This window comes from Stutzerimonas kunmingensis (assembly GCF_002929225.1).
GTDB lineage: Bacteria > Pseudomonadota > Gammaproteobacteria > Pseudomonadales > Pseudomonadaceae > Stutzerimonas.
Map to the genome: position 1 here is coordinate 282,131 of NZ_PISM01000020.1, position 20,697 is coordinate 302,827.

Below are 20,697 nucleotides of genomic sequence, written 5' to 3' on the forward strand. Positions count from 1 at the left end.
AGGAGAACGACAATGACCCACGTAATGGCTTGTATCGACGGATCACCGCAGGCCGCGGCGGTTTGCGACTGTTCGGCCTGGGCCAGCAAGCGCCTGGATGCGCCCCTGACGCTGCTGCATGTGCTCGACCGCCAGCAGTATCCGGTGTCGGGCGACCTGAGCGGCATCATCGGCCTCGGCAGCCGCGAATTCCTCCTGCAGGAGCTGGCCACGCTGGACGAGAAACGCGCCAAGCTGGCGCTGGAGGAGGGCCGCATGATGCTCGATTCGGCACGTCAGCGGGCGATCTCCGCCGGCGTCGCGCAGCCGGAGTGCCGGCAGCGGCATGGCGATCTGGTCGAGACGCTGCATGAACTGCAGGACGAGACCCGCCTGCTGGTGATCGGCCGGCAGGGCGAGGACAGCGGCGACGCCATCCAGCACATCGGCAGCCAGCTCGAGAGCGTGATCCGCGCCCTGCACCGGCCGATCCTCGTCACCCCTGGCCGTTTCGCCGCACCGCAGAGCCTGATGCTGGCTTTCGACGGCAGTGCCACCAGCCGCAAGGGTGTCGAGCTGCTGACTGGCAGCCCGTTATTCAGGGATATGCCGATCCATCTGGTAATGGTCGGCAGCGAGACCGGGGACGCTCAGGCCCAGCTCGAAGCCGCGCGCGACAGGTTGAGCGCCAGCGGTTTCGAGGTGCACATCGCGGTCCGCAACGGGGACGTGGAGCCGACACTGCATGGCTATCAGGCCGAGCACGGCATCGATCTGCTGGTGATGGGCGCCTACGGCCATTCGCGCATTCGCCAGTTCTTCGTCGGCAGTACCACTACCAGCATGATCCGCACCACCAGCACGCCGCTACTGTTGCTGCGCTGAACGATCGGGCCCCGTAGCGCACTCGCCGGCGCGGGGCCCGCCGGGTTCAGCCATACAGGTCGGCGCGGGTCCAGGGCAGCTCGTGGGAACCGTCCGGCAGCGGTTTGCTGGCGAGGACCTGGTGCAGGTCGATCCAGTCGCGGCGGAAGCCATAGGCGCAGCCGGCCAGGTACATCCGCCAGATTCGCAAGGCGCGCTCGGGAACCAACTGCCGGGCCTGCTCCAGATGCGCCTCCAGGCGTTCGCTCCACAGCTGCAACGTGCGGGCGTAGTGCAGGCGCAGGCTTTCCACGTCGACGATTTCCAGCCCCGACTCGCTGATGCAGGCGCTGATCTTCACCAGATGCGGTAGCTCGCCGTGGGGGAATACGTAGCGGTCGATGAACTCGCCCGCCCCATGGCCGACCGGCCGGCCATCCAGATGCCGCGAGGTGATGCCGTGGTTGAGCACCAGCCCGCCCGGGCGCACTACGCCGAACAGCTGCTGGCAGTACAGCGGCAGGTTGGCATGGCCGACATGTTCGAACATGCCGACGCTCACCACCTTGTCGAAGCGGCCGTCCTGCGGCAGGTCGCGGTAATCCATCAGCTCCAGCCGCACCTGGTCCTGCAGCCCCTCGGCGACCACGCGCTCGCGGCCCAGCGCCAGCTGCTCGCGGCTGAGGGTGATGCCGAACACCTCGGCGCCGAATTCGCGTGCGGCAAAGCGCGCCAGCCCGCCCCAGCCGCAGCCGACATCGAGCAACCGGTCGCCTGGCTTGAGCCGCAGCTTGCGGCAGATCAGGCGCAGCTTGGCCTGCTGCGCCTGATCGAGGGCCTCATGGCCGGTTTCGAAGTAGGCGCAGGAATAGACCATGTCCTGGTCCAGCCAGAGTCGGTAGAAGTCGTTGGACAGGTCGTAGTGGTAGGAGATCGCCTCGGCATCGGTGGCCTTGTCATGCGCTTCGCGCGCGGGCGGGGGGAAATTGTCCTCGCCCAGCGCGCGACTCATCTCGTCACCGATGCGGATGACCTCTTCGAGAGGCCCCAGCAGGTCGATCCGCCCTTCGACGTAGGCTGCGCCGAGCAGATCCAGGCTGGGGTGCGCCAGCTGGGTTATCAGGTTGGGGTCTTTGATGACCAGCGTGACATAAGGGGAGGGCCCGATGTCGATTTCATTGCCATCCCACAAACGCAGTTTCAGCGGCAAGGCAAGTTCTTTAAGGGCCGGTAGCAATGTCGCCAACATGCTCGATCTCCTTTCAATTCATCGTAGGAATCCTAGACCATGAATTTGAAAACTGTAGGCTATTGTATTGATAGTTTCCTCCTATGAGTAAATGGCATCGCCTGGGCGCCAACGTAGCGGCGATCCATGATTTTCACGGAGAATCCACGTGACAGAACCAACCCCACAGCGCGTGCTGATCCTGGTGGTCAGCGGCCCCAGCACGCCGGCGCGCTGCGCGGCACCCTTTCATATCGCCACGTTGCTGGCCTGCATGGATGCCGAAGTGACCCTCTACCTCACCGGCGAAGGCACGCAACTGGCGCGCCGCGAAGTGGCCGAGTCACTCCGCGCAGTGGATGGCGGCGAGCCCTTGCTGCATTTCATCCGCAACGCCAGGCAGGCCGGCGCGCGGCTGCTGATGTGTCGCCAGCCCGGTGTCCAGCTCGACCCCACGGCACTGATCGCCGAGCTGGATGAAATCTCCAGCGGCGGCGAGCTGGCGCAGATGATCCTCGAATACGAACGGGTGCTGACCCTATGAATCTGCACGGCCTGGAGTTCCCCGACTCGCTGCGCTACGCCCCGGAGCACAGCCTGTGGTTGCGCGAAGAGGCCGACGGCAGCGTCACCCTTGGCCTGACCGCTTACGGTTGCGCGCTCTATGGTGAGATCTTCGCCTTCACCCCCAAGCGCGTCGGCGCCCGCATCGAGCGTGAGCGCAGCTTCGGCGTGGTCGAGTTCGCCAAGGCTGCGTCCTCGGCGCGTAGCCCGGTCAGCGGCGAGCTGCTGGCAGTGAACGAAGCGCTACTCGAGCGACCGGCGCTGATCAATCAGGACTGCTACGGCGATGGCTGGATGGTCCGCCTGAAGCCGGAGGGCTGGGCCACCGTGCGCGAGGAGTTCCCGCTGGGCAAGGCAGCCGAAGCCGCCATCGACGAACGCATGCGCCTGGACAACTTCGACCCGGCCAACGCCCATGTGCAGGCGCTGCAGTGGAAATAAAGGTGCTGCAGCCTCGGTAGCCTGGGCTTCGGCCCACATCCCAACAAGATGCCGAGGTGCGATCCGATTGCGCCGCGATAGCGCTCAGGATTTGTCCGGCGTCGAACTGTCCAGCACCTTGTCACAGCTTCGCTTGATCGCGTGGTCCAGCTGCCGAATGCAGATATCGATCGCCAGATCGCGGGTGCGCTTGTTCGCCCACTCCAGCTCGGCCAGCGTCTCGATCAGATCCTGATGGCCGTTCTCGTTGAGCAGCATGCCGTGCTGAACGATCAGCGTCCTGCCCTGAAAACTCAGCTGCACCGGATCGCGCCCCACAAGGGATGCGCCAGCAGCCAGCAGACAATCGATATGGTCCCGTAGCGCATGCAATGCACGACGCTCATCGATCCGGTCACCCAAGACGTCTCTCCTGTCCCTGGAAAGAAAAGCCGCGATTGTGACGCGCTTCGCACGATATGACGATAGCGTTTTGATATCGCCTGATAGGTCAGACTGTCGCATTTCGAACTGGAAGCTGGCGACGCAGGACAACGGCAGAAGAGGTGAGGTGGTTGGCGGCAGGCAGAGAGAGCCAGGCGTCGGACACTGATTCAGCTGAACGACGCGCGCTATGCTTCGGCGCAGCAGGGGGTTCCGGACAAAGGACACGTAGTTTTTTAGGAAAGCCCTGCAGGTGACCGCCCATACTCCCTCTACCCGAGGAGACTGCCATGTATCGCCCCGAAGATTTTCGTCTTGATGGTCAGGTTGCGGTCGTTACCGGTGCCGGTGCGGGGATCGGCCAGGCGATCGCGCAAACGTTTGCCGCCGCAGGTGCGGCAGTGCTGGTCAGCGATTTGTCGTTAGCAGCTGCCGAAGGGGTGCGTGACGAGATCGTCGCTGCCGGTGGTCAGGCCGCCGCCTGCGCCTGCGACGTCACCGACGAGACCCAGCTTGCGCAACTGGTCGAGCACTGCGTGGACGACTTCGGCAAGCTCACCTTGCTCGTCAGCAACGCCGGTGGCGGCGGCCCGAAGGCCTTCGACATGCCGATGGCAGATTTCCGTCGAGCCTACGAGCTGAACGTGTTTTTCTCTGTTTCGCCTGGCGCAGTTGGCGGCTCCGCATATGGAGCAGGCCGGTGGCGGAGCGATGCTGGCGATCACCTCGATGGCCGGCGAGAACCGCAACCAGCACATGGCCTCCTACGGCTCTTCCAAGGCCGCGGCCAATCACCTGATCCGCAACATCGCTTTCGACCTGGGACCGCGCGGAATCCGCGTTAACGGCATCGCCCCAGGCGCAACACTCACCCATGCGCTTAAAGGCGTGCTCACCGAAGACATCGAACGCCAAATGCTGGCGCATACGCCCCTTCAGCGTTTGGGTGACCCCCAGGATATGGCCAACGCGGCGCTGTTTCTCTGTTCACCTGCGGCGGCCTGGATCAGCGGCCAGATCCTCACGGTCTCCGGCGGTGGGGTGCAGGAGCTGGGCTGAATACTCCCGGAGGCGGGCCGGCCATCATCAAGCCCAACCGGGGCCTTCAGGCCGAGCATCTTCATCGCAGCCGACAACGTTAGCGCCCGCGAGCTCTCTTTGAGAAAAGGGGGGCAGATTTATCTGGTTAGCCTTCTGGTGTGAATTGGCGGAAGGCAGTGAGAGTCGAACTCGTTTTTTTGGCTTGCAGTGACTGGCTGTCTTCGGCTTTCCTACGTCGGCATCGTTAGCTGGGCCGCATTACTCTGCTCTCACTGGCAGTGATTTCGACAGTTTTTCGACATGCCGACCTTCGCATTATCGACTGTCCAAATCTACGCGGCGTTAATAAATATGCGCGAGAAGGAAGTGCTCTTGTGGAAAAGCGATACCAGGTTTTTGTTAGCTCTACCTATGCCGACTTGAAAGAGGAAAGGCAACATGTCACTCAGGCGCTTATGGAAATGGACTGTATCCCTGCAGGCATGGAGCTATTTCCTGCTGCTGACGAGGAGCAATGGGAGTTCATAAAGCGGGTAATTGACGACTGCGATTACTATCTTCTGATAGTTGGAGGGCGTTATGGATCAACCACAGAAGAAGGAATAAGTTATACCGAAAAAGAGTATGAGTACGCCGTAAAAATAGGATTAAAAGTGGTCGCGCTCTTGCATGGGAAACCAGAAAACATACCCGTAGGAAAATCTGATGTTACGCCAGAGTTGAGAGCTAAGCTTGATAGTTTTAGAGAAAAGGTATCTAAAAGTCGGCTAGTTAGGTTTTGGAGCGAGCCCGCAGAGCTGCCTGGTTTGGTCGCATTAAGCCTGTCAAAAACTATTAAAATGTTTCCCGCAATTGGGTGGGTGCGGGCAAAGGCGATTTCCAATGAGGAGCTTTTGGTTGAGCTGAACGAGTTGCGAAAAGAGAATAGTTCATTAAAAGCTGATTTGTCTAAGATTCCTAAGCCTACGGAGGCCTATGCAATAGAAGACATAGCTGGCTTAGACGATGAGTTTGAGCTTTCGGGAACTTACTTTAATGAGTACGGAAAACGAGAATGGATTTGTTCAATTTCATGGAAAGAAATATTTTCCATAATCTCGCCGTATCTCTCGCAGACCCCTAATCAAGAATATGTGAAGGAGGTCCTTAGGAAAGAGGTTGTTTTCCGAAACGGTATAAGCGAGAGATCAAACACACTGAATGACCAGGTCTTTCAAACAATTGCAGTACAGCTAAAAGCGTTAGGGCTTATTGAAACAAGATACACCCAGACAGTGAAGGGGGGTATGGCAATGTTTTGGAGCTTTACACCCGAAGGTGAGCGTCTAATGGTACAGCTACGTTCCGTAAGAAAAAGTAATAGCAGCAAAGACTGCGCGTCGTGAATCTAAGTTAGCTGTCACTCAGGTCGTAATTAATGCGAAAGATTAACCCGCAAGATGTTAAAGCTCAATTCTCGGCTTTTGTAAGCGAACGATTGGCGTACTTCAATCGTGTCGAAACGGCATTAAATGGCACGCCACATGAAAAGCGAGATATCAGCGTTTTAGCTGAAACGACTCTTCACTCAACATATGTGGCTTTCGAGTGCTTCGTCTCTGACTTGATCGTTGCATATATAAATAGAGATTTCTCTCAGTACCAAAGAGTGCTAGCGACTAGAATATCTCAATCTATAGATAGCAAGTTTGGTGGGTGGGCAAGGTCGCGCACGCCATTTAATGCGGTAAAACATATCAGGATTGATGATCTAGAGAGGATGCTGGATCCTGAAAATTATAATCTAACTTTTAAGAGTGTCGAGGTTCTTAAGCAGCGGTGCAATGAGTGGATTGCTGCACCTTATAAAGATGGCATCATGAACCTGACTGAGGCGGATTCAAGGTTTATTGATACAGTGCACTCTGTTCGGAATTTTATTGCCCATCAAAGCAAAAATTCGAAGGCTCTAATGAATGACAATCTTATGACCGTAGTGACGGGACCAAATTGTCCTAATCTGGGGCTAGGGCGTGGGGTACGTGATGTACATGACGTAGGCGCGTTCCTTAAGTCAGCTTTTTCCGGCAGTAGGCGAATAACGACTTATATTCGTCGGCTAGACAATATAGCTCAAACTTTGTAATTACATTGGAAAAGGGGACAGATTTATTTTCCGAGGCGGGGGCCGTCCGTAGCCAAAATGGCGGAAGGCAGTGAGAGTCGAACTCACCCGGGAACGGCTGCCGTCCCCAACCGGGTTTGAAGCCCGGCCGCACCACCGGGTGCGATTGCCTTCCTTATCTGGACTTGATGTGGGAAAGGAAGCGGCGACCAGCCTACCCCAGGCCTGACTGGATCGCCAAGACGCTGTCCTGGCGGACTTTGCGTTCGTTGCCGAAGCGGCGGGTGAGGCCGATGCGGTCGAAGTGTTCGAGCAGCTGGATGCTGCGTTTGCGGCCGAGCTGGATGCGGTCGCGGAAGGCGGCGGCGCGGATCACGCCGCTTTGCGCTTCCAGTTGCAGTACATGCCCCGCGAGTTGGCGAATGGTGAACTCGGGGTAGAACAAATCTTTCACCACCTGTTGCAGCAGGCCGAGACGGGAGAGCTTGCGTAGCAGGTTGCGCATCTGCGTTTCGTCGACACCGAGGTCGCGGGCCAGGTCGCGGACCCAGGGCGGGTCGAAGTGGCCGGCTTCGAGCAGTGGCCACAGGCGCGCTTTCAAATCTTCTTCCGCATCGCTCAGGCGCACCCGGTGATCGGGGCGGTGCAGCCAGGGACCGCTGGTTTCGATGTGGCCGGCGGCCAGTGCCTGTTCCAGCAAGGCGATGAACACCGGCCGCTCCAGCTGCGGCAGAGCGTAGCGACGCAGGCGGTCGCGGTCGGGCCCAAGTTCGTCGGGTTGTTCTTCGTGAAAACGCTGAAGTGAGTCGAGCAGCGCGATTTCGAGTTCGCGCCAGCGGGCCTGGTCGAACAGCCGTGGGCCCAGCCGTGTGCTGATCTCCAATACGCCTTGCGGCAGCTGCCAACCTTGGCGCGGGCGGTTGAATTGGCGTTCCAGGCTTTGCGGATCGATGCCATTGGTGGCGCTGGCGAGCAGCGGCGGCAATGCATGCTCCAGGCTTGGCTGGTCCAGCGCTCGCAATTGCTCCAGTCGCGCGACGCGGCGGCGATTGCGCGGTGGTGCGTACGGGTCGAGCACGCGGCCGCCGCCGAGGGTGCGCTGGGCGGACTGATCGCGCAGGACGATGCGGTCGCCATGTACCGCGTGGCTCGGTGCGTTGAGCAGTAACTGGGCGAAGGCGCGTTCGCCCGGCGCCAGGCTCGTGCCTTCGAGCAGGGCGACGCGGGCGGTGACGTCCTGGGCGCCGAGGTGCACGTGCACGGGCGTCCAGTGCTTGAGTTCGTAGGCTTCGCCGGGCAGCAGCTGGAAGTCGACGTCGATGCGTTGGGTCGGCGCGTGCAACAGTGGGTGGAGCAGCCAGTCGCCACGGTGGATCTGCTCCACTGCCAGCCGCTCGCCGGCAAGATTCAGGGCCACGCGCTGGCCAGCATGGGCTTCGTCCGCTTCGCGGTTCTGCGCGTGCAGGCCGCGGACGCGCACGCGTTTGCCGGCGGGGCCGAGAAGCAGTTCGTCGCCGATTCGCACGCGCCCGGCAAACGCGGTGCCGGTGACCACCACGCCGGCGCCGGTGACGCTGAAGGCGCGGTCGATGGCCAGGCGGAAGTGGCCGCTGTCGCTGCGGGCGGCGGTGCGCGCGGCTTCGTCGATCAGCGCGGCGCGCAGGGCGTAAATGCCATCGCCGCGGATGCTGGAAACCGGAAAGATCGGCGCACTGGCCAGTGCTCCGGCGGCCAGCAGGTCTTCGATCTGCTGCTCGACTTCGGCGATGCGCGCCGGCTCGACGCGATCGATCTTGGTCAGCGCTACCAGCGCGCGACGGATGCCGAGCAGCTCGACGATGGCCAGGTGTTCGCGGGTCTGCGGCATCACGCCGTCATCGGCAGCCACCACCAGCAGTACGCAGTCGATGCCGCTGGCGCCGGCCAGCATGTTGTGCACGAAGCGCTCGTGGCCCGGCACGTCGATAAAACCGGTGAGGCTGCCCTCGCCGAGGTCGGCGTAGAGGTAGCCGAGGTCGATGGTGATGCCACGCTCGCGCTCCTCGCGGCGGCGGTCGCCCTGTTGCCCGGTGAGGGCGTGGAGCAGTGCGGTCTTGCCATGGTCGATATGGCCGGCGGTCCCGACGATCAACGGGCCAGCTCCTCTTGCAGGTGCGCCAGTTGCTGGAGGAAGGCCGGCTCGTCGTCCAGTTGGCGCAGGTCGAGCCAGAGGGCGTCGTCGTCGATGCGCCCAAGGACCGGAATCGGCAGGCAGCGCAGCGCTTCTTCCAGCTGACGCAGGCTGCGGCCGCGCAGGCGCTTGGGCTGCTGCGGACGGATGCACAGGGCGGCGCTGGGCAGACGGGCCACCGGCTGCGCGCCGCTGCCGATCATACCCAGGGCATCGGTTACTGCGACTTGCCAGGTTTCGCCGAGCACGGCGGCCAGCGCCGGAGCGATGCGTTCAGCCTGGGTGCGGATCTCCGCCTGCGGGCGGCTGAGCAGGCGCAGGCTGGTGAGGCGTTCGGCCAGGCGGTCGGGGTCGCGATAGAGGTTGAGCACCGCTTCCAGCGCGGCAAGGGTCAGCTTGTCGACGCGCAGGGCGCGCTTGAGCGGGTTCTTCTTGATCTTCTGGATCAGCGCCTTGCTGCCGACGATCAGCCCGGCCTGCGGGCCGCCGAGCAGCTTGTCGCCGCTGAAGGTGACGATGTCGGCGCCGTCGCGCAGCGCTTCCTGCACCGTCGGCTCCTTGGGCAGGCCCCAGCGCGAGAGGTCGAGCAGGCTGCCGCTGCCCAGATCCTCCAGCAACGGCAGGTCGCGGGCATGGGCGATGCGCGCCAGCTCGGCGGTGGCGACGCTGGCAGTGAAACCCTGCACGCTGTAGTTGCTGGTATGCACGCGCATCAACAGCCCTGAGCGCGAGTTGATGGCCGCTTCGTAATCCTTGGCGTGGGTGCGGTTGGTGGTACCGACTTCATGCAGCTTCACGCCGGCGCGGGCCATGATGTCCGGGATGCGGAAGGCGCCACCGATCTCGATCAGCTCGCCACGGGAAATGATGCCTTCCTTGCGTGCGCCGAGGCTGTTCAAGGCCAGCAGCACGGCGGCGGCGTTGTTGTTCACCACGGTGACCGCCTCGGCGCCGGTCAGCTCGCGGATCAGTCCTTCGATGAGGTCGTCGCGATCGCCGCGCTTGCCGGTGGCGAGATCGAATTCCAGGTTGAGTGGATAGCGCGCCGCAAGGGTGATCGCCTCGATGGCTTCATCCGGCAACAGGGCGCGACCGAGGTTGGTGTGCAGCACCGTGCCGGTGAGGTTGAACACTCGGCGCACGCGGCTCTTGTGCTGGCTGGCCAGGCGTTCGCCGGCGCGCCCGGCGAGCACCGCTTCGGACAGCTCCAGCGCGGCCAGCTGGCCGCGGCGAGCCGGTTCGCGCAGTTCGTCGAGCAGGTCGCGCAGTGTCGCCAGCAGCGCCTGACGACCATAGCGCTGCTGCAGCGGCTGACAGGCCGGATCGCGCAGCAGCTTGTCCACCGAGGGCAGATGGCTGCTGCTCATGCCTCGTTCCCCGGTGCCAGCAGCAGGTTGGGTGCCTGGCGGTTGTAGCCCTGATCGGCCAGCAGCAGGTCGAGGTCCAGCGTCGCCAGGTCGGCGGACAGGCTTTCGCCATCCGGTGCCAGCTCCAGATAGAGCTGCTTGAGGTAGCCGTTGCATTCGGGGCAGGCCTCGGCCTTGATGCCCTGGGGCGAGCCTTCGAAGTGCAGGTAGTCGAGCTTCTTGGTGCTGCGGCAGTGGCTGCATTTCAGGCGCACGTAGTGCCATTCGCAGGCGCACAGGGAGCAGACCAGGTAGCGCAGGCCGTTGAGCTGCCCGCGGTGGCGAATCACCCCGGCCATGGGTGGCGCGCCGCAGCAGGGGCAGAGGGTCTGGTCTTCGCGCTCGCGCATGTCGGAGAGGTCGAGCTGCAGCAGCCAGTGGCTCCAGGCCAGCTGCAGGGCGGCGCCGAGGAAGGGCACCAGTGCTGGCGGCAGGCTGTCGTACTGGCCACTGACCAGTGCCACGGCCCATGCCTTGCGCTGGCCGCTTTCGGCCTCGCGCAGTTGCTCGATGGCAGCCACTACCGCGGGGCTTTCCGGCGCCACGAAGGCATCCAGCCAGGCATCCAGCATTGTCAGCCAGGCATCGTCGCGCACCAGAGTATCGGCAGCCAGTGGCGGCAGGTTGTGCCTGAGACTTTCGCGGGTGCGGTGTTCGTCCAGCGGCGCGATTGTCGGCGGGTTGTCCAGCACCTGCTGTTGCGCCTGGCACACCGCTGCCAGCAGGCGCAGGTAGTCGGCGAACGGATGGCCTTCGGCGAGCCTGGTCAGGCGCTCGCTGCGCAGGGCGAACAGGTTGCGCGGTGGCAGGTTGAGGAAGGGTGGTTTGCTGGCAGCGGCTTCGATCTGCCCGGGTTCGAGAATGGTGCCTGCCACGCAGGACTCCTTATTCTTGTGGTTGTGCCGAACAGCATAGTCCGTCACCGGCTGTCGCTCGGCTTTCGATGGTGCGCGGGGCTGAAGATTCCCGCGCGTGTGCAGGGAATCTTCGGCTTACAGCGGTGTGCTTATTTGCGCTCGGTGATCTCCCGATACCAGGCCGGGTGGTGCTTGCGCGCCCAGGCGCGGCTGACAGTGCCGTAGAGCATGGCGCCCATCGAGCCCTTGAGCCAGATGGCGGCGTAGATGTGCACGATGATGCTGACGATCAGCACGAACGCGGCGATGGCGTGCAGCAGGCTGGCCCAGCGCAGCGAGACGATGCCGAAGAAGCTGCTGAAGTACTCGCGCCAGATGACGATGCCGCTGAGCAGCAACACCAGCATGCTGAGGATCAGCACCCAGAACAGCACCTTCTGCCCGGCGTTGTAGCGGCCGACTTCCGGCAGTTTTTCCTCACGGTTATGCACCACGTCGTTGATCTGCCTGAGCCACTGGCGGTCGCGTGCTTCGATGCGGTTATGCCCGGCGAAGCGGATCGCCAGCCAGAGGAAGAAGACGAACATCGCGACCCCGATGAAGGGGTGCAGGATGCGCGTCCAGGTGCCGCCGCCGAACAGCCCGGAGAGGCCGAACAGCGCCGGATGGAACAGCGCCAGGCCGGACAGCGCGGCGAGTACGAAGAGGATGGCAACGATCCAGTGATTGGTCCGCTGCGAGGGGTTGTAGCGTTCGATGTCGTTGTTATTCATCGTTGGCTCCTTGAGCGATCGACTCCGAGGATGGCCCCGCGAACGGGGCCGCCGGATTCAGGGTCGCGGCTCCTTGGGGTCGACCACATGCACCGAAGGATCGACCTGGTGCACCACGGGCTCGCTGAGTTCGGCCTTCTCGTCCTCTTCCTCGACGCGAACAGGACCCACCCGCGTGTAGTGGAAGAACCCGGCCAGCACCGCCGCGCCCATGCCCAGCAGAGCGAGGGGCTTGGTCACGCCCTTCCACAGGCCGACCAGTGGACTGATGGTCGGCTCGTTCGGCAGGTCGTTGTACAGCGAGGGCTGATCGGCATGGTGCAGCACGTACATCACGTGCGTACCGCCGACGCCATCGGGGTCGTACAGGCCGGCCTGGTCGAAACCGCGTTCCTTCAGATCGGCGATACGCCCGGCCGCGTGCTCCTTCATATCGTCCTTGCTACCGAAGACAATTGCCCCGGTGGGGCAGGTCTTCACGCAGGCCGGTTCAAGCCCGACCGACACGCGGTCGGAACAGAGCGTGCACTTGTAGGCCTTCTTGTCCTTCTCGGAGATGCGCGGGATGTCGAACGGGCAGCCGGTGATGCAGTAGCCGCAGCCGATGCAGTGGTCCTGGTTGAAGTCGACGATGCCGTTGGCGTACTTCACGATGGCCCCCGGCGCCGGGCAGGCCTTGAGGCAGCCAGGGTCCGCGCAGTGCATGCAGCCGTCCTTGCGGATCAGCCACTCGAGGTTGCCGCTGCCGGGGTTCTCGTACTCGGCGAACTTCATCACCGTCCAGGATTCGGCGGTGAGGTCGATCGGGTTGTCGTAGGTCCCGTTGCTGGTGCCGACTTCATCACGCAGGTCGTTCCATTCCGAACACGCCACCTGGCAGGCCTTGCAGCCGATGCACTTGGAGACGTCGATCAGTTTCGCCACCTCGCCGATCTCGCGGATCGACGGCCGCTCGGTGGTCGTGGCGGAGCGGGCAATCACGTCTTGAGTAGCCATCATGCCTTCTCCACGTTGACCAGGAACGACTTGAACTCCGGCGTCTGGGTGTTGGCGTCACCGACGAACGGCGTCAGCGTGTTGGTCAGGTAACCGTTGCGCGCCACCCCGGCGAAGCCCCAGTGCAGCGGGATGCCGATGTGATGAACGGTCTGGCCGTCCACCGTCAGCGGCTTGATGCGCTTGGTCACCACCGCCACCGCCTTGATGTAGCCGCGGTTGGACGACACCTTGACCCGCTCGCCGGCCTTGATGCCCAGCTCGTTGGCCAGCACCTCGCCGATCTCGACGAACTGCTCGGGCTGGGTGATCGCGTTGAGCCGGCAATGTTTGGTCCAGAAGTGGAAGTGCTCCGTCAGCCGGTAGGTGGTGGCCGCGTAGGGGAAGTCCTCCGCGGTGCCGAACAGCTCCATGTCGTTCTTGAACACCCGCGCGGCCGGATTGCTGATGGCCTGGACGTTATCCGGGTGCATGGGATTGCGCCCGATGGGCGTCTCGAACGGCTCGTAATGCTCGGGGAATGGCCCCTCGTTCATCTTGTCCACGGCGAACAGCCGCGCCACCCCTTCGGGGTTCATGATGAACGGGTTCATGCCTTCCTCTGGGCGCGAGTCGACCTTGAAGTCCGGCACGTCGGTGCCGCCCCACTTGGTGCCGTCCCACCAGACCAGGCGTTTCTTCTGCGGGTCCCACGGGTCGCCGGCCGGGTCGGCCGAAGCGCGGTTGTAGAGGATGCGCCGGTTGGCTGGCCAGGCCCATGCCCAGCCCAGCGTCTGGCCCATGCCGTAGGGGTCGGCATTGTCGCGTCGGGCCATCTGGTTGCCGGCCTGGGTCCAGGAGCCACACCAGATCCAGCAGCCGCTGGAGGTGGTGCCGTCGGCACGCAGCAGACCGAAGCCTGGCAGCAGCTCGCCGGCCTTGGCCACCTGCGCTCCGGTCTGCAGGTCGAACACATCGCTCAGGGCCTTTCCGTTGTACTCTTGGGCGATTTCCTCGGCGGTCGGTTCTTCCGGCTGGCGATAGCCCCAGTCGATGTTGAGCAGCGGCTCTGCGTAGGCCCCGCCCTCCTTGCGATACAGCTCACGCAGGCGATGGAACAGCCCGCCCATGATCACCACGTCGGTCTGCGCCTGGCCCGGCGGCTCGGCGGCCTTCCAGTGCCATTGCAGCCAGCGCCCGCTGTTGACCAGCGAGCCGTCCTCCTCGGCGAAACAGGTGGTCGGCAGGCGGAACACCGTGGTCTGGATGCTGGCGGTGTCGACGTCGTTGTACTCGCCGGCGTTGCGCCAGAACTCCGAGGTCTCGGTGGCCAGCGGGTCCATGATCACCAGGTACTTGAGCTTGGCCAGCGCGGCGCTGACCTTGGCCTTGTTGGGGAACGAGGCGATGGGGTTGAAGCCCTGGCAGAAATAGCCGTTGACCTGCCCCTGGTACATCATGTCGAACACCTTGAGCACGTCGTAGCCGGGGATATCCAGCTTCGGCAGCCAGTCGTAGCCCCAGTTGTTCTCCGCGGTGGCGTTCTTGCCGTACCAGGCCTTCATCAGGCTGACGTGGAATTTCTCGTAGTGCTGCCAGTAGGACAGCTGCCCCGGGCGCAGCGGCTTGGCGGTGCGCTTGGCGATGTAGGCCGCGTAGTCCTGCTCGGCTTCCAGCGGCAGCGTCATGTAGCCCGGCAGCAGGTTGGAGAGCAGGCCGAGATCGGTCAGGCCCTGGATATTGGAGTGCCCGCGCAGCGCGTTCATCCCGCCGCCAGGCATGCCGATGTTGCCGAGCAGCAGCTGCACCATGGCGCCAGTGCGGATCATCTGCGAACCGACCGAATGCTGCGTCCAGCCCAGGGCGTACATGATGGTCATGACCTTGCCCGGTGCCGAGGTTTCGGCGATGGTCTCCCACACCTGCAGCATCTTGTCCTGCGGTGTGCCGCAGATGTTGCTGACCACTTCCGGCGTGTAACGGCTGTAGTGCTGCTTGAGCAGATTAAACACGCAGCGTGGGTGGGTCAGGCTCTTGTCGACGCGGGCGAAGCCTTCATCGTCCAGCTCGTAGCTCCAGCTGGCCTTGTCCGTATAGGTACGCCGATCGCCGTCGTAGCCGTTGAACAGACCATTCTCGAAGCCGAAGCCTTCCTTCACGATGAACGAGACGTCGGTGTAGTTGACCACGTACTCGTGCTGGATCTTGTCGTTTTCCAGCAGGTAGTTGATCAGCCCGCCGAGGAAGGCGATGTCGGTGCCGGTGCGGATCGGCGCATACATGTCGGCCACCGAGGCCGAACGGGTGAAGCGCGGATCGACCACCACCAGCCGCGCCTTGTTGCGAGCCTTGGCCTCGGTGACCCATTTGAAGCCGCACGGGTGCGCTTCGGCGGCGTTACCGCCCATGATCAGGACCAGGTCAGCGTTCTGGATATCGGACCAGTGATTGGTCATGGCTCCACGGCCAAACGTCGGGGCAAGACTTGCCACCGTCGGGCCGTGTCAGACACGTGCCTGGTTATCGAATCCCAGAATGCCGAGTGAACGCACCACCTTGTGGGTGATGTAACCCGCCTCGTTGGATGACGCCGAGGCGGCGAGGAAACCGGTGCTCAGCCAGCGGTTGACCGTCTGACCCTCTTCGTTGCGTTCGACGAAGTTGGCGTCGCGGTCGTCCTTCATCAGCCGCGCGATGCGGTCGAGGGCGTCGCTCCACTCGATGCGCTTCCACTCGTTGCTGCCGGTTTCGCGGACTTCCGGGTGGGTCAGGCGGTTGGGGCTGTGAACGAAGTCGAGCAGGCCGGCGCCTTTCGGGCACAGGGTGCCGCGGTTGACCGGGTGATCGGAGTCGCCTTCGATGTGGATGATGTTCTGTGCGACGTTCTTGCCGCCGCTGCCCTGGCTGTAGATGATCAGCCCGCAACCGACGGAGCAGTAGGGGCAGGTGTTGCGAGTCTCGCGCGTGTTGGTCAGTTTGAAATGCCGGATCGACTCGGCATACGCCGTCGGCGGGGCCATACCCAATGCCGCCATGCTCGACGCCCCAAGGCCCACACCGCAGACCTTGAAGAACTGTCGACGGTTCATATCCATCGGAGGTTCTCCTTCTTATCAGGCTGGTACGCCGATGCTTTGCCGGCGTCTGCTAAGCAGCTTAGTCAAGAATGGACAAAGTAAAGGACTAATTCCGAGCTCCGCTGCCTCGCGGCGTACCGATGAACGAGCCTTGATCGGGGCGGGCATTCAGGCATCGGCGGCCATGGCCAGCTGCTTTTTCCAATCCCTGGGCGATTGCCCGGTGTGCGCCTTGAAAGCCCGGGAGAATGCGGCTTCGCTGCCGTAGCCCACTTCGATCGCGATCACCTTGATCGGCCGTCCGCGACGCAGGGCCTTCTGCGCCAGGCGGACGCGCCAGCCCTGCAGATACTGGCCCGGCGTGGTGCCGACGGTTTCGCGGAAGGCCGTGGCGAACACGCTGCGCGACATCCCGGCAACGCTGGCCAGCTCCTCGAGCGTCCAGTCCTGCGCCGGCGCCTCGTGCATCGCCACCAGAGCATTGCGCAGGCGCGGGTGCGCCAGCCCGGACAGCAGCCCGCCATTCACCTCGTCGCTTTCCATCAGCTGGCGCAGAACCTGGATCATCACCACTTCGAGCAACCGCTCGACCAGTGCCACGCGCCCGCAGCGTTGCTCGAAGGCCTCCTCGAACAGCAGCGAGAGGATCGGCTCGGCGCCCCAGACCTGATCCAGCGGCAGGCAGACGACATCGGCCAGCGCCGAGGCGATCGGGTTGCTGGTGCCGCCTTCGAACGACAGGTTTGCGCAGACCATGTCCGCGTTCTGCCCGGGCGCGATGATGAAACGGTGCGTCAGCGGGCGCGGAAACAGCAGCAGGCTCGGTCGCTCGACCTGCAGCGATTCCCTGCCATAGCGCACCTCCAGCGTGCCGCTGCGCACCAAGTGCAGCTGTCCGTGCACGCCATCGCTTTGCAGGGTGTTGATGCCGCACAGGGGGCCGGTATTGAAAACCTGTGCGCTCATCGGGAAGTGGGTCATCAGCGCAGCGAGCCGGTCGGCCATCTTCGTACTCCTGATCATGTTTTCCGGATTCTACGTCACCAATAGTTTTTTCTGGTGAGCAGAATAGCTCTCACCGGGCAACAACGCCCTGGCCTACCAGCAGAACAGGAACCGTAGCCATGACCATCGAAAAGATTCTCTACACCGCCACTGCAACCGCCACCGGCGGACGTGAAGGTCGCGCCAGCTCCTCCGATCAGGCGCTCGACGTGCAGCTGTCCACGCCGCGTGAACTGGGCGGCGCCGGCGGCCCCGGCACCAACCCCGAGCAGCTGTTCGCTGCCGGCTACTCGGCCTGCTTTCTCGGCGCGCTGAAGTTCGTCGCCGGCAAGCAGAAGGTCGCCCTGCCAGCCGACACCCGCATCACCGGCAAGGTCGGCATCGGCCAGATCCCCACCGGCTTCGGCATCGAAGCCGAGCTGACCATCAGCGCACCCGGCATTGCCCACGACGTGTTGCAGGAGCTGGTCAACCAGGCCCACGTGGTCTGCCCGTACTCCAATGCCACCCGCGGCAACATCAACGTAACCCTGATCCTCGCCGACTGATTCAGCCCACCGTACCTAACTAACAGGAGACACACGCCATGAATGCCATCATCCGCACCTTCACCCTCCCGCTGCTGGCCATCGCGATGCAGCCAGTTTTCGCCGCGCAGCCGGAGCAGACCACGCAACCGACATCCAGTATCGCCAGCGCTCGCACCGCCAGCACCATCACCACGGCCGATGGCGTGCAGCTGTACTACAAGGACTGGGGCCCGAAGGACGGTCCGGTGGTCACCTTCAGCCATGGCTGGCCGCTCAACTCGGACAGCTGGGAATCACAGATGCTGTTTCTCGCATCCGAGGGCTACCGAGTGGTCGCTCACGACCGCCGCGGCCATGGCCGCTCCAGCCAGCCGTGGGAAGGCAACGACATGGATCACTATGCCGACGACCTGGCCGCGGTGATCGAGGCGCTGGACCTGAAGGACGTGACCCTGGTGGGCTTTTCCACCGGTGGCGGCGAGGTGGCGCGCTACATCGGCCGCCACGGCACCGAACGGGTGAAGAAGGCCGTGCTGGTCAGCGCCGTGCCGCCGATGATGCTGAAAACCGCGGATAACCCGGGTGGGCTGCCGCTGGAAGTCTTCGACGGCATCCGCAAGGCATCGTTGGAGGATCGCGCGCAGCTGTACCTCGACCTCGCCTCCGGCCCGTTCTATGGCTTCAATCGTCCGGGGGCTAAGGTTTCCCAGGGGTTGATCGACAACTGGCGTGCCCAGGGTCTGCAGGCCGGGCACAAGAACACCTATGACTCCATTGCCGCCTTCTCGGCCACCGATTTTCGCGGCGACCTGAAGAAGTTCGATGTGCCGACCCTGGTGATCCACGGCGACGATGACCAGATCGTGCCACTAGACAGCTCGGGCAAGGCATCCGCAGCGCTGATCAAGGATGCGAAGCTGATCGTCTATCCCGGCGCGCCGCACGGCCTGACCGACACTCACAAGGAGCGCTTCAACAACGATCTGCTGGCCTTTCTCAAGGAGTGATGCGCAGCGGCTTTATCGAGCGGCTCGCAGCACCGCATCACTTGCCGCTCAGAAACGACAAACCCCGCCAGATGGCGGGGTTTGTCTGTGGACTGCGCTAAGGCAGACCAGATTTTCTACACGACGCCGATCAGGCGTTCTGGCGGATACCAGCGACCAGCCAAGGCTGGTTCTCGCCCTGGGCACGTTCCATGCGCCAGCTTTCGCTGAACGGCTCGCCCTGGTCGAAGCGCGAAGTCTTCGCGGTGCCGGTGAAGGTCAGGGTCGCGGTGGTCTTCTCGGCATCGTCGTCGACGCCGTCGAGCTGGATTTGCAGATCGTCGATGTAGGTCGACTGATAGGCATCACCGATCTCGGCGCGCTCCTGCTTGAGGAAGCCCAGCAGCTGGGGGGTGACGAACTCGGAGATCTTGTCCATCTCGTTGGCGTCCCAGTGCTGCTGCAGCGAGAGGAAATGCTCACGGGCTGCGGCGACGAAGCTCTGCTCGTTGAACCAGGCCGGGGCGTTGATCACCGGGGCGGCGGCAACCGGGGCGGCGCTGCCACCGAAGATGGAGGTCGACGGCTGCTGAGGCATGTCACGCTGCATCGGCGCATGGCCGGCCATGGCAGGCTGCTGCTGGCGACGGCGGGCGGCGAGGAAGCGGAACAGCAGGAACGCGATCACGCCGAAGATCAGGATATCCATGAACTGGATGCCCTCGAAGCCGTCGCCCATGAACATCGAGGCGAGCAGGCCACCGGCGGCCAGACCGGCCAGCGGGCCGAGCCAGCGCGAGGCACCGCTGGCGGCAGCGGGCGTCTGACGGCCAGCCTGATTCGGAGCGGCCTGGGTCTGCTGGGGCGCCTGGCGGGTCTGGTGGCTGGGCGCCGAGCCGAAGCTCTTGCCGCCGCCGAAACGCTTGGCGTGGGCGTCGAGCGCGAAGGTCAGGCTGATACACAGCGCCATGAAGATGCTAAGCACACGTTGCATTGAGTGTTCCCGCTAAAAAGAGTGGAGTACGCGCGCCATCCTGCCGAGGCAGGCAGGGGTTGGCCAGGGGCAGTATGTTACCGGCTTTTGCTTGCGACCGTTGGTCGCGCCAGGTCAACGCTGGGCGAGGTGCGAAAACGGAGCCTGACGGCTCCGTTCTGTGCTGCAGCGGGTTTAGCGCCAGTTGTACAGCTCCTTCTCGGAGATCTCGTGCATCGGCTTGACCTGTTCCTGGAAGGCTTTCATCGAGGCCCAGATGCGACCGTTCAGCTCGCTCTGCGCTGCCAGCTCGCCAAGCACCAGCTCCGATTGCTCCTGCATGGCACCGAGTACTTCGTCGGGGAAGCGCTTGAGCTCCACGCCTTGCTGCTTGAGCTGGTCCAGCGCCAGGGCGTTGTTGTAGACATAGTCATCCATCATGTCGCGGCTGGCCGCACGGGTCGCCTCGGTGAGGATCGCCTGCAGGTCCTCGGGCAGGGTGTCCATCGCCTTCTGGTTCACTAGCAGCTCCAGCACCGCCTGCGGCTCCTGCCAGCCTGGGTAGTAGTAATACTTGGCGGCCTTGTGCAGACCGAAGGCCAGGTCGTTGTACGGGCTGACCCAGTCGGTGGCGTCGATCGCGCCGGTCTGCAGCGCGGTAAACACTTCGCCGCCGGGCAGATTGACGGTGGTTGCGCCGAGACGCGCCAGCACTTCGCCACCGAGACCCGGCATGCGGATCTTCAGCCCGCGCAGGTCGTCCAGCGAATCGATTTCCTTGTTGTACCAGCCGCCCATCTGCATGCCGGTGTTGCCGACCACCATCGGCTTCACGCCGAAAGGTGCATAGGCCTCTTCCCAGAACTTCTGGCCTTCGCCCTTGCTCAGCCAGGCGTTCATCTCGATGGCGGACAGGCCGAACGGTACCGAGGTGAAGAACTGCGCGGTGGGCACCTTGCCCTTCCAGTAGTAGGCGGCGCCGTGGCCCATTTCGGCGGTGCCGCGGGAAACGGCATCGAATACTTCCAGCGCCGGGACCAGTTCGCCGGCCGCATAGACCTTGATGGTCAGGCGGCCGTCGCTCATCACCTTGACGCGATCGGCCAGACGTTCGGCGGCGGTGCCCAGGCCCGGGTAGTTCTTCGGCCAGGCGGTGACCATCTTCCAAGTGTAGGTCTTGGCGGGTTCGCTGGCGGCCTGCTGGCCTGTGGTTTCGACTTTCTTGTCGTCGTTGCAACCGGCGAGGCCGAGGGTGGCAAGCAAGGCAGCGGCAGCACCGAACAGATGGCGGCGTTTCATGG

Annotated in this window: 19 protein-coding genes, 1 tRNA gene and 1 pseudogene; 9 read left to right on the forward strand and 12 right to left on the reverse strand. The window is 63.2% G+C overall.

The features are described 5' to 3' along the window. The first annotated feature begins 12 nt into the window (after positions 1-12). Complete coding sequence (locus tag CW305_RS15995; protein WP_104098383.1) at positions 13-864, forward strand: universal stress protein; 852 nt, start codon at positions 13-15, stop codon at positions 862-864. Positions 865-910: 46 nt separating this feature from the next. Here CW305_RS15995 and cfaB read toward each other — a convergent pair whose 3' ends face one another. Further along, positions 911-2,092 carry a C17 cyclopropane fatty acid synthase CfaB gene (cfaB, locus tag CW305_RS16000; protein WP_104098384.1) on the reverse strand — a complete coding sequence of 394 codons (1,182 nt, stop codon included), beginning with the start codon at positions 2,090-2,092 and terminating at the stop codon, positions 911-913. Positions 2,093-2,240: 148 nt separating this feature from the next. On the opposite strand from cfaB, the gene CW305_RS16005 reads away from it, so the two are divergent. After that, entirely contained in the window at positions 2,241-2,615 is a 375-nt protein-coding gene (locus tag CW305_RS16005) for a DsrE family protein (RefSeq protein ID WP_104098385.1), read from the forward strand. Next, a complete protein-coding gene (locus CW305_RS16010) occupies positions 2,612-3,076 on the forward strand; it encodes a glycine cleavage system protein H (RefSeq protein WP_102839294.1) in 465 nt (154 codons plus the stop codon). Before CW305_RS16005 ends, CW305_RS16010 begins: the two co-directional genes overlap by 4 nt. An 84-nt stretch (positions 3,077-3,160) precedes the next feature. On the opposite strand, the gene CW305_RS16015 is transcribed toward CW305_RS16010, so the two are convergent. Further along, a complete protein-coding gene (locus CW305_RS16015; RefSeq protein WP_044313997.1) occupies positions 3,161-3,478 on the reverse strand; it encodes a hypothetical protein in 318 nt (105 codons plus the stop codon). Between the two features lie 311 nt (positions 3,479-3,789). Between CW305_RS16015 and CW305_RS23905 the strand changes: the two are divergent. The 4 genes and pseudogenes from CW305_RS23905 to CW305_RS23255 form a co-directional block, all read left to right on the forward strand. Further along, a pseudogene (locus tag CW305_RS23905) lies at positions 3,790-4,086 on the forward strand (SDR family NAD(P)-dependent oxidoreductase); the annotation flags it as partial. Positions 4,087-4,186: 100 nt separating this feature from the next. Further along, the gene (locus CW305_RS23910) at positions 4,187-4,558 is read left to right on the forward strand and encodes an SDR family oxidoreductase (RefSeq protein WP_236690559.1); all 372 of its coding nucleotides are present in this window, start codon (positions 4,187-4,189) and stop codon (positions 4,556-4,558) included. A gap of 356 nt (positions 4,559-4,914) precedes the next feature. Beyond that, on the forward strand, positions 4,915-5,925 hold the full coding sequence (locus CW305_RS16025; RefSeq protein WP_044313996.1) for a DUF4062 domain-containing protein: 1,011 nt from the start codon (positions 4,915-4,917) through the stop codon (positions 5,923-5,925). Between the two features lie 32 nt (positions 5,926-5,957). Then, on the forward strand, positions 5,958-6,665 hold the full coding sequence (locus CW305_RS23255; protein WP_146067160.1) for a hypothetical protein: 708 nt from the start codon (positions 5,958-5,960) through the stop codon (positions 6,663-6,665). Positions 6,666-6,723: 58 nt separating this feature from the next. Here the strand turns inward: CW305_RS23255 and CW305_RS16030 are convergent. From CW305_RS16030 to CW305_RS16065, 8 genes are all read right to left on the reverse strand, one after another. Beyond that, positions 6,724-6,819, reverse strand: a tRNA-Sec gene (locus CW305_RS16030). Positions 6,820-6,858: 39 nt separating this feature from the next. After that, positions 6,859-8,775, reverse strand: coding sequence for a selenocysteine-specific translation elongation factor (gene selB / locus CW305_RS16035; protein ID WP_104098386.1), 1,917 nt, complete (start codon positions 8,773-8,775; stop codon positions 6,859-6,861). After that, a complete protein-coding gene (selA, locus tag CW305_RS16040) occupies positions 8,772-10,181 on the reverse strand; it encodes an L-seryl-tRNA(Sec) selenium transferase (RefSeq protein WP_104098387.1) in 1,410 nt (469 codons plus the stop codon). Before selA ends, selB begins: the two co-directional genes overlap by 4 nt. Further along, on the reverse strand, positions 10,178-11,095 hold the full coding sequence (gene fdhE, locus CW305_RS16045; RefSeq protein ID WP_104098388.1) for a formate dehydrogenase accessory protein FdhE: 918 nt from the start codon (positions 11,093-11,095) through the stop codon (positions 10,178-10,180). Before fdhE ends, selA begins: the two co-directional genes overlap by 4 nt. Before the next feature lie 131 nt (positions 11,096-11,226). Continuing rightward, positions 11,227-11,850, reverse strand: coding sequence for a formate dehydrogenase subunit gamma (locus CW305_RS16050; protein ID WP_102833406.1), 624 nt, complete (start codon positions 11,848-11,850; stop codon positions 11,227-11,229). A gap of 57 nt (positions 11,851-11,907) precedes the next feature. Beyond that, the gene (gene fdxH / locus CW305_RS16055) at positions 11,908-12,846 is read right to left on the reverse strand and encodes a formate dehydrogenase subunit beta (RefSeq protein WP_041015448.1); all 939 of its coding nucleotides are present in this window, start codon (positions 12,844-12,846) and stop codon (positions 11,908-11,910) included. Continuing rightward, positions 12,846-15,920, reverse strand: a complete 3,075-nt coding sequence (fdnG, locus tag CW305_RS16060; RefSeq protein ID WP_104098389.1) for a formate dehydrogenase-N subunit alpha — start codon at positions 15,918-15,920, stop codon at positions 12,846-12,848. The genes fdxH and fdnG overlap by 1 nt, the downstream gene beginning before the upstream one ends. A 150-nt stretch (positions 15,921-16,070) precedes the next feature. Beyond that, positions 16,071-16,907 (reverse strand): AraC family transcriptional regulator, encoded by an 837-nt coding sequence (locus CW305_RS16065; protein ID WP_104098390.1) that lies wholly within the window; start codon positions 16,905-16,907, stop codon positions 16,071-16,073. 119 nt (positions 16,908-17,026) lie between these two features. On the opposite strand from CW305_RS16065, the gene CW305_RS16070 reads away from it, so the two are divergent. Then, positions 17,027-17,455, forward strand: coding sequence for an organic hydroperoxide resistance protein (locus CW305_RS16070; protein WP_104098391.1), 429 nt, complete (start codon positions 17,027-17,029; stop codon positions 17,453-17,455). A 38-nt stretch (positions 17,456-17,493) separates the two neighbouring features. Next, the gene (locus tag CW305_RS16075) at positions 17,494-18,444 is read left to right on the forward strand and encodes an alpha/beta fold hydrolase (RefSeq protein ID WP_042922959.1); all 951 of its coding nucleotides are present in this window, start codon (positions 17,494-17,496) and stop codon (positions 18,442-18,444) included. A 130-nt stretch (positions 18,445-18,574) separates the two neighbouring features. On the opposite strand, the gene CW305_RS16080 is transcribed toward CW305_RS16075, so the two are convergent. Together CW305_RS16080 and CW305_RS16085 are read right to left on the reverse strand one after the other, a co-directional pair. Then, positions 18,575-19,417: a Tim44 domain-containing protein gene (locus CW305_RS16080; RefSeq protein WP_104098392.1), complete on the reverse strand. Its 843-nt coding sequence runs from the start codon at positions 19,415-19,417 to the stop codon at positions 18,575-18,577. Positions 19,418-19,591: 174 nt separating this feature from the next. Continuing rightward, positions 19,592-20,695 (reverse strand): TRAP transporter substrate-binding protein, encoded by a 1,104-nt coding sequence (locus tag CW305_RS16085; RefSeq protein ID WP_104098393.1) that lies wholly within the window; start codon positions 20,693-20,695, stop codon positions 19,592-19,594. Between the last annotated feature and the right edge of the window lie 2 nt (positions 20,696-20,697).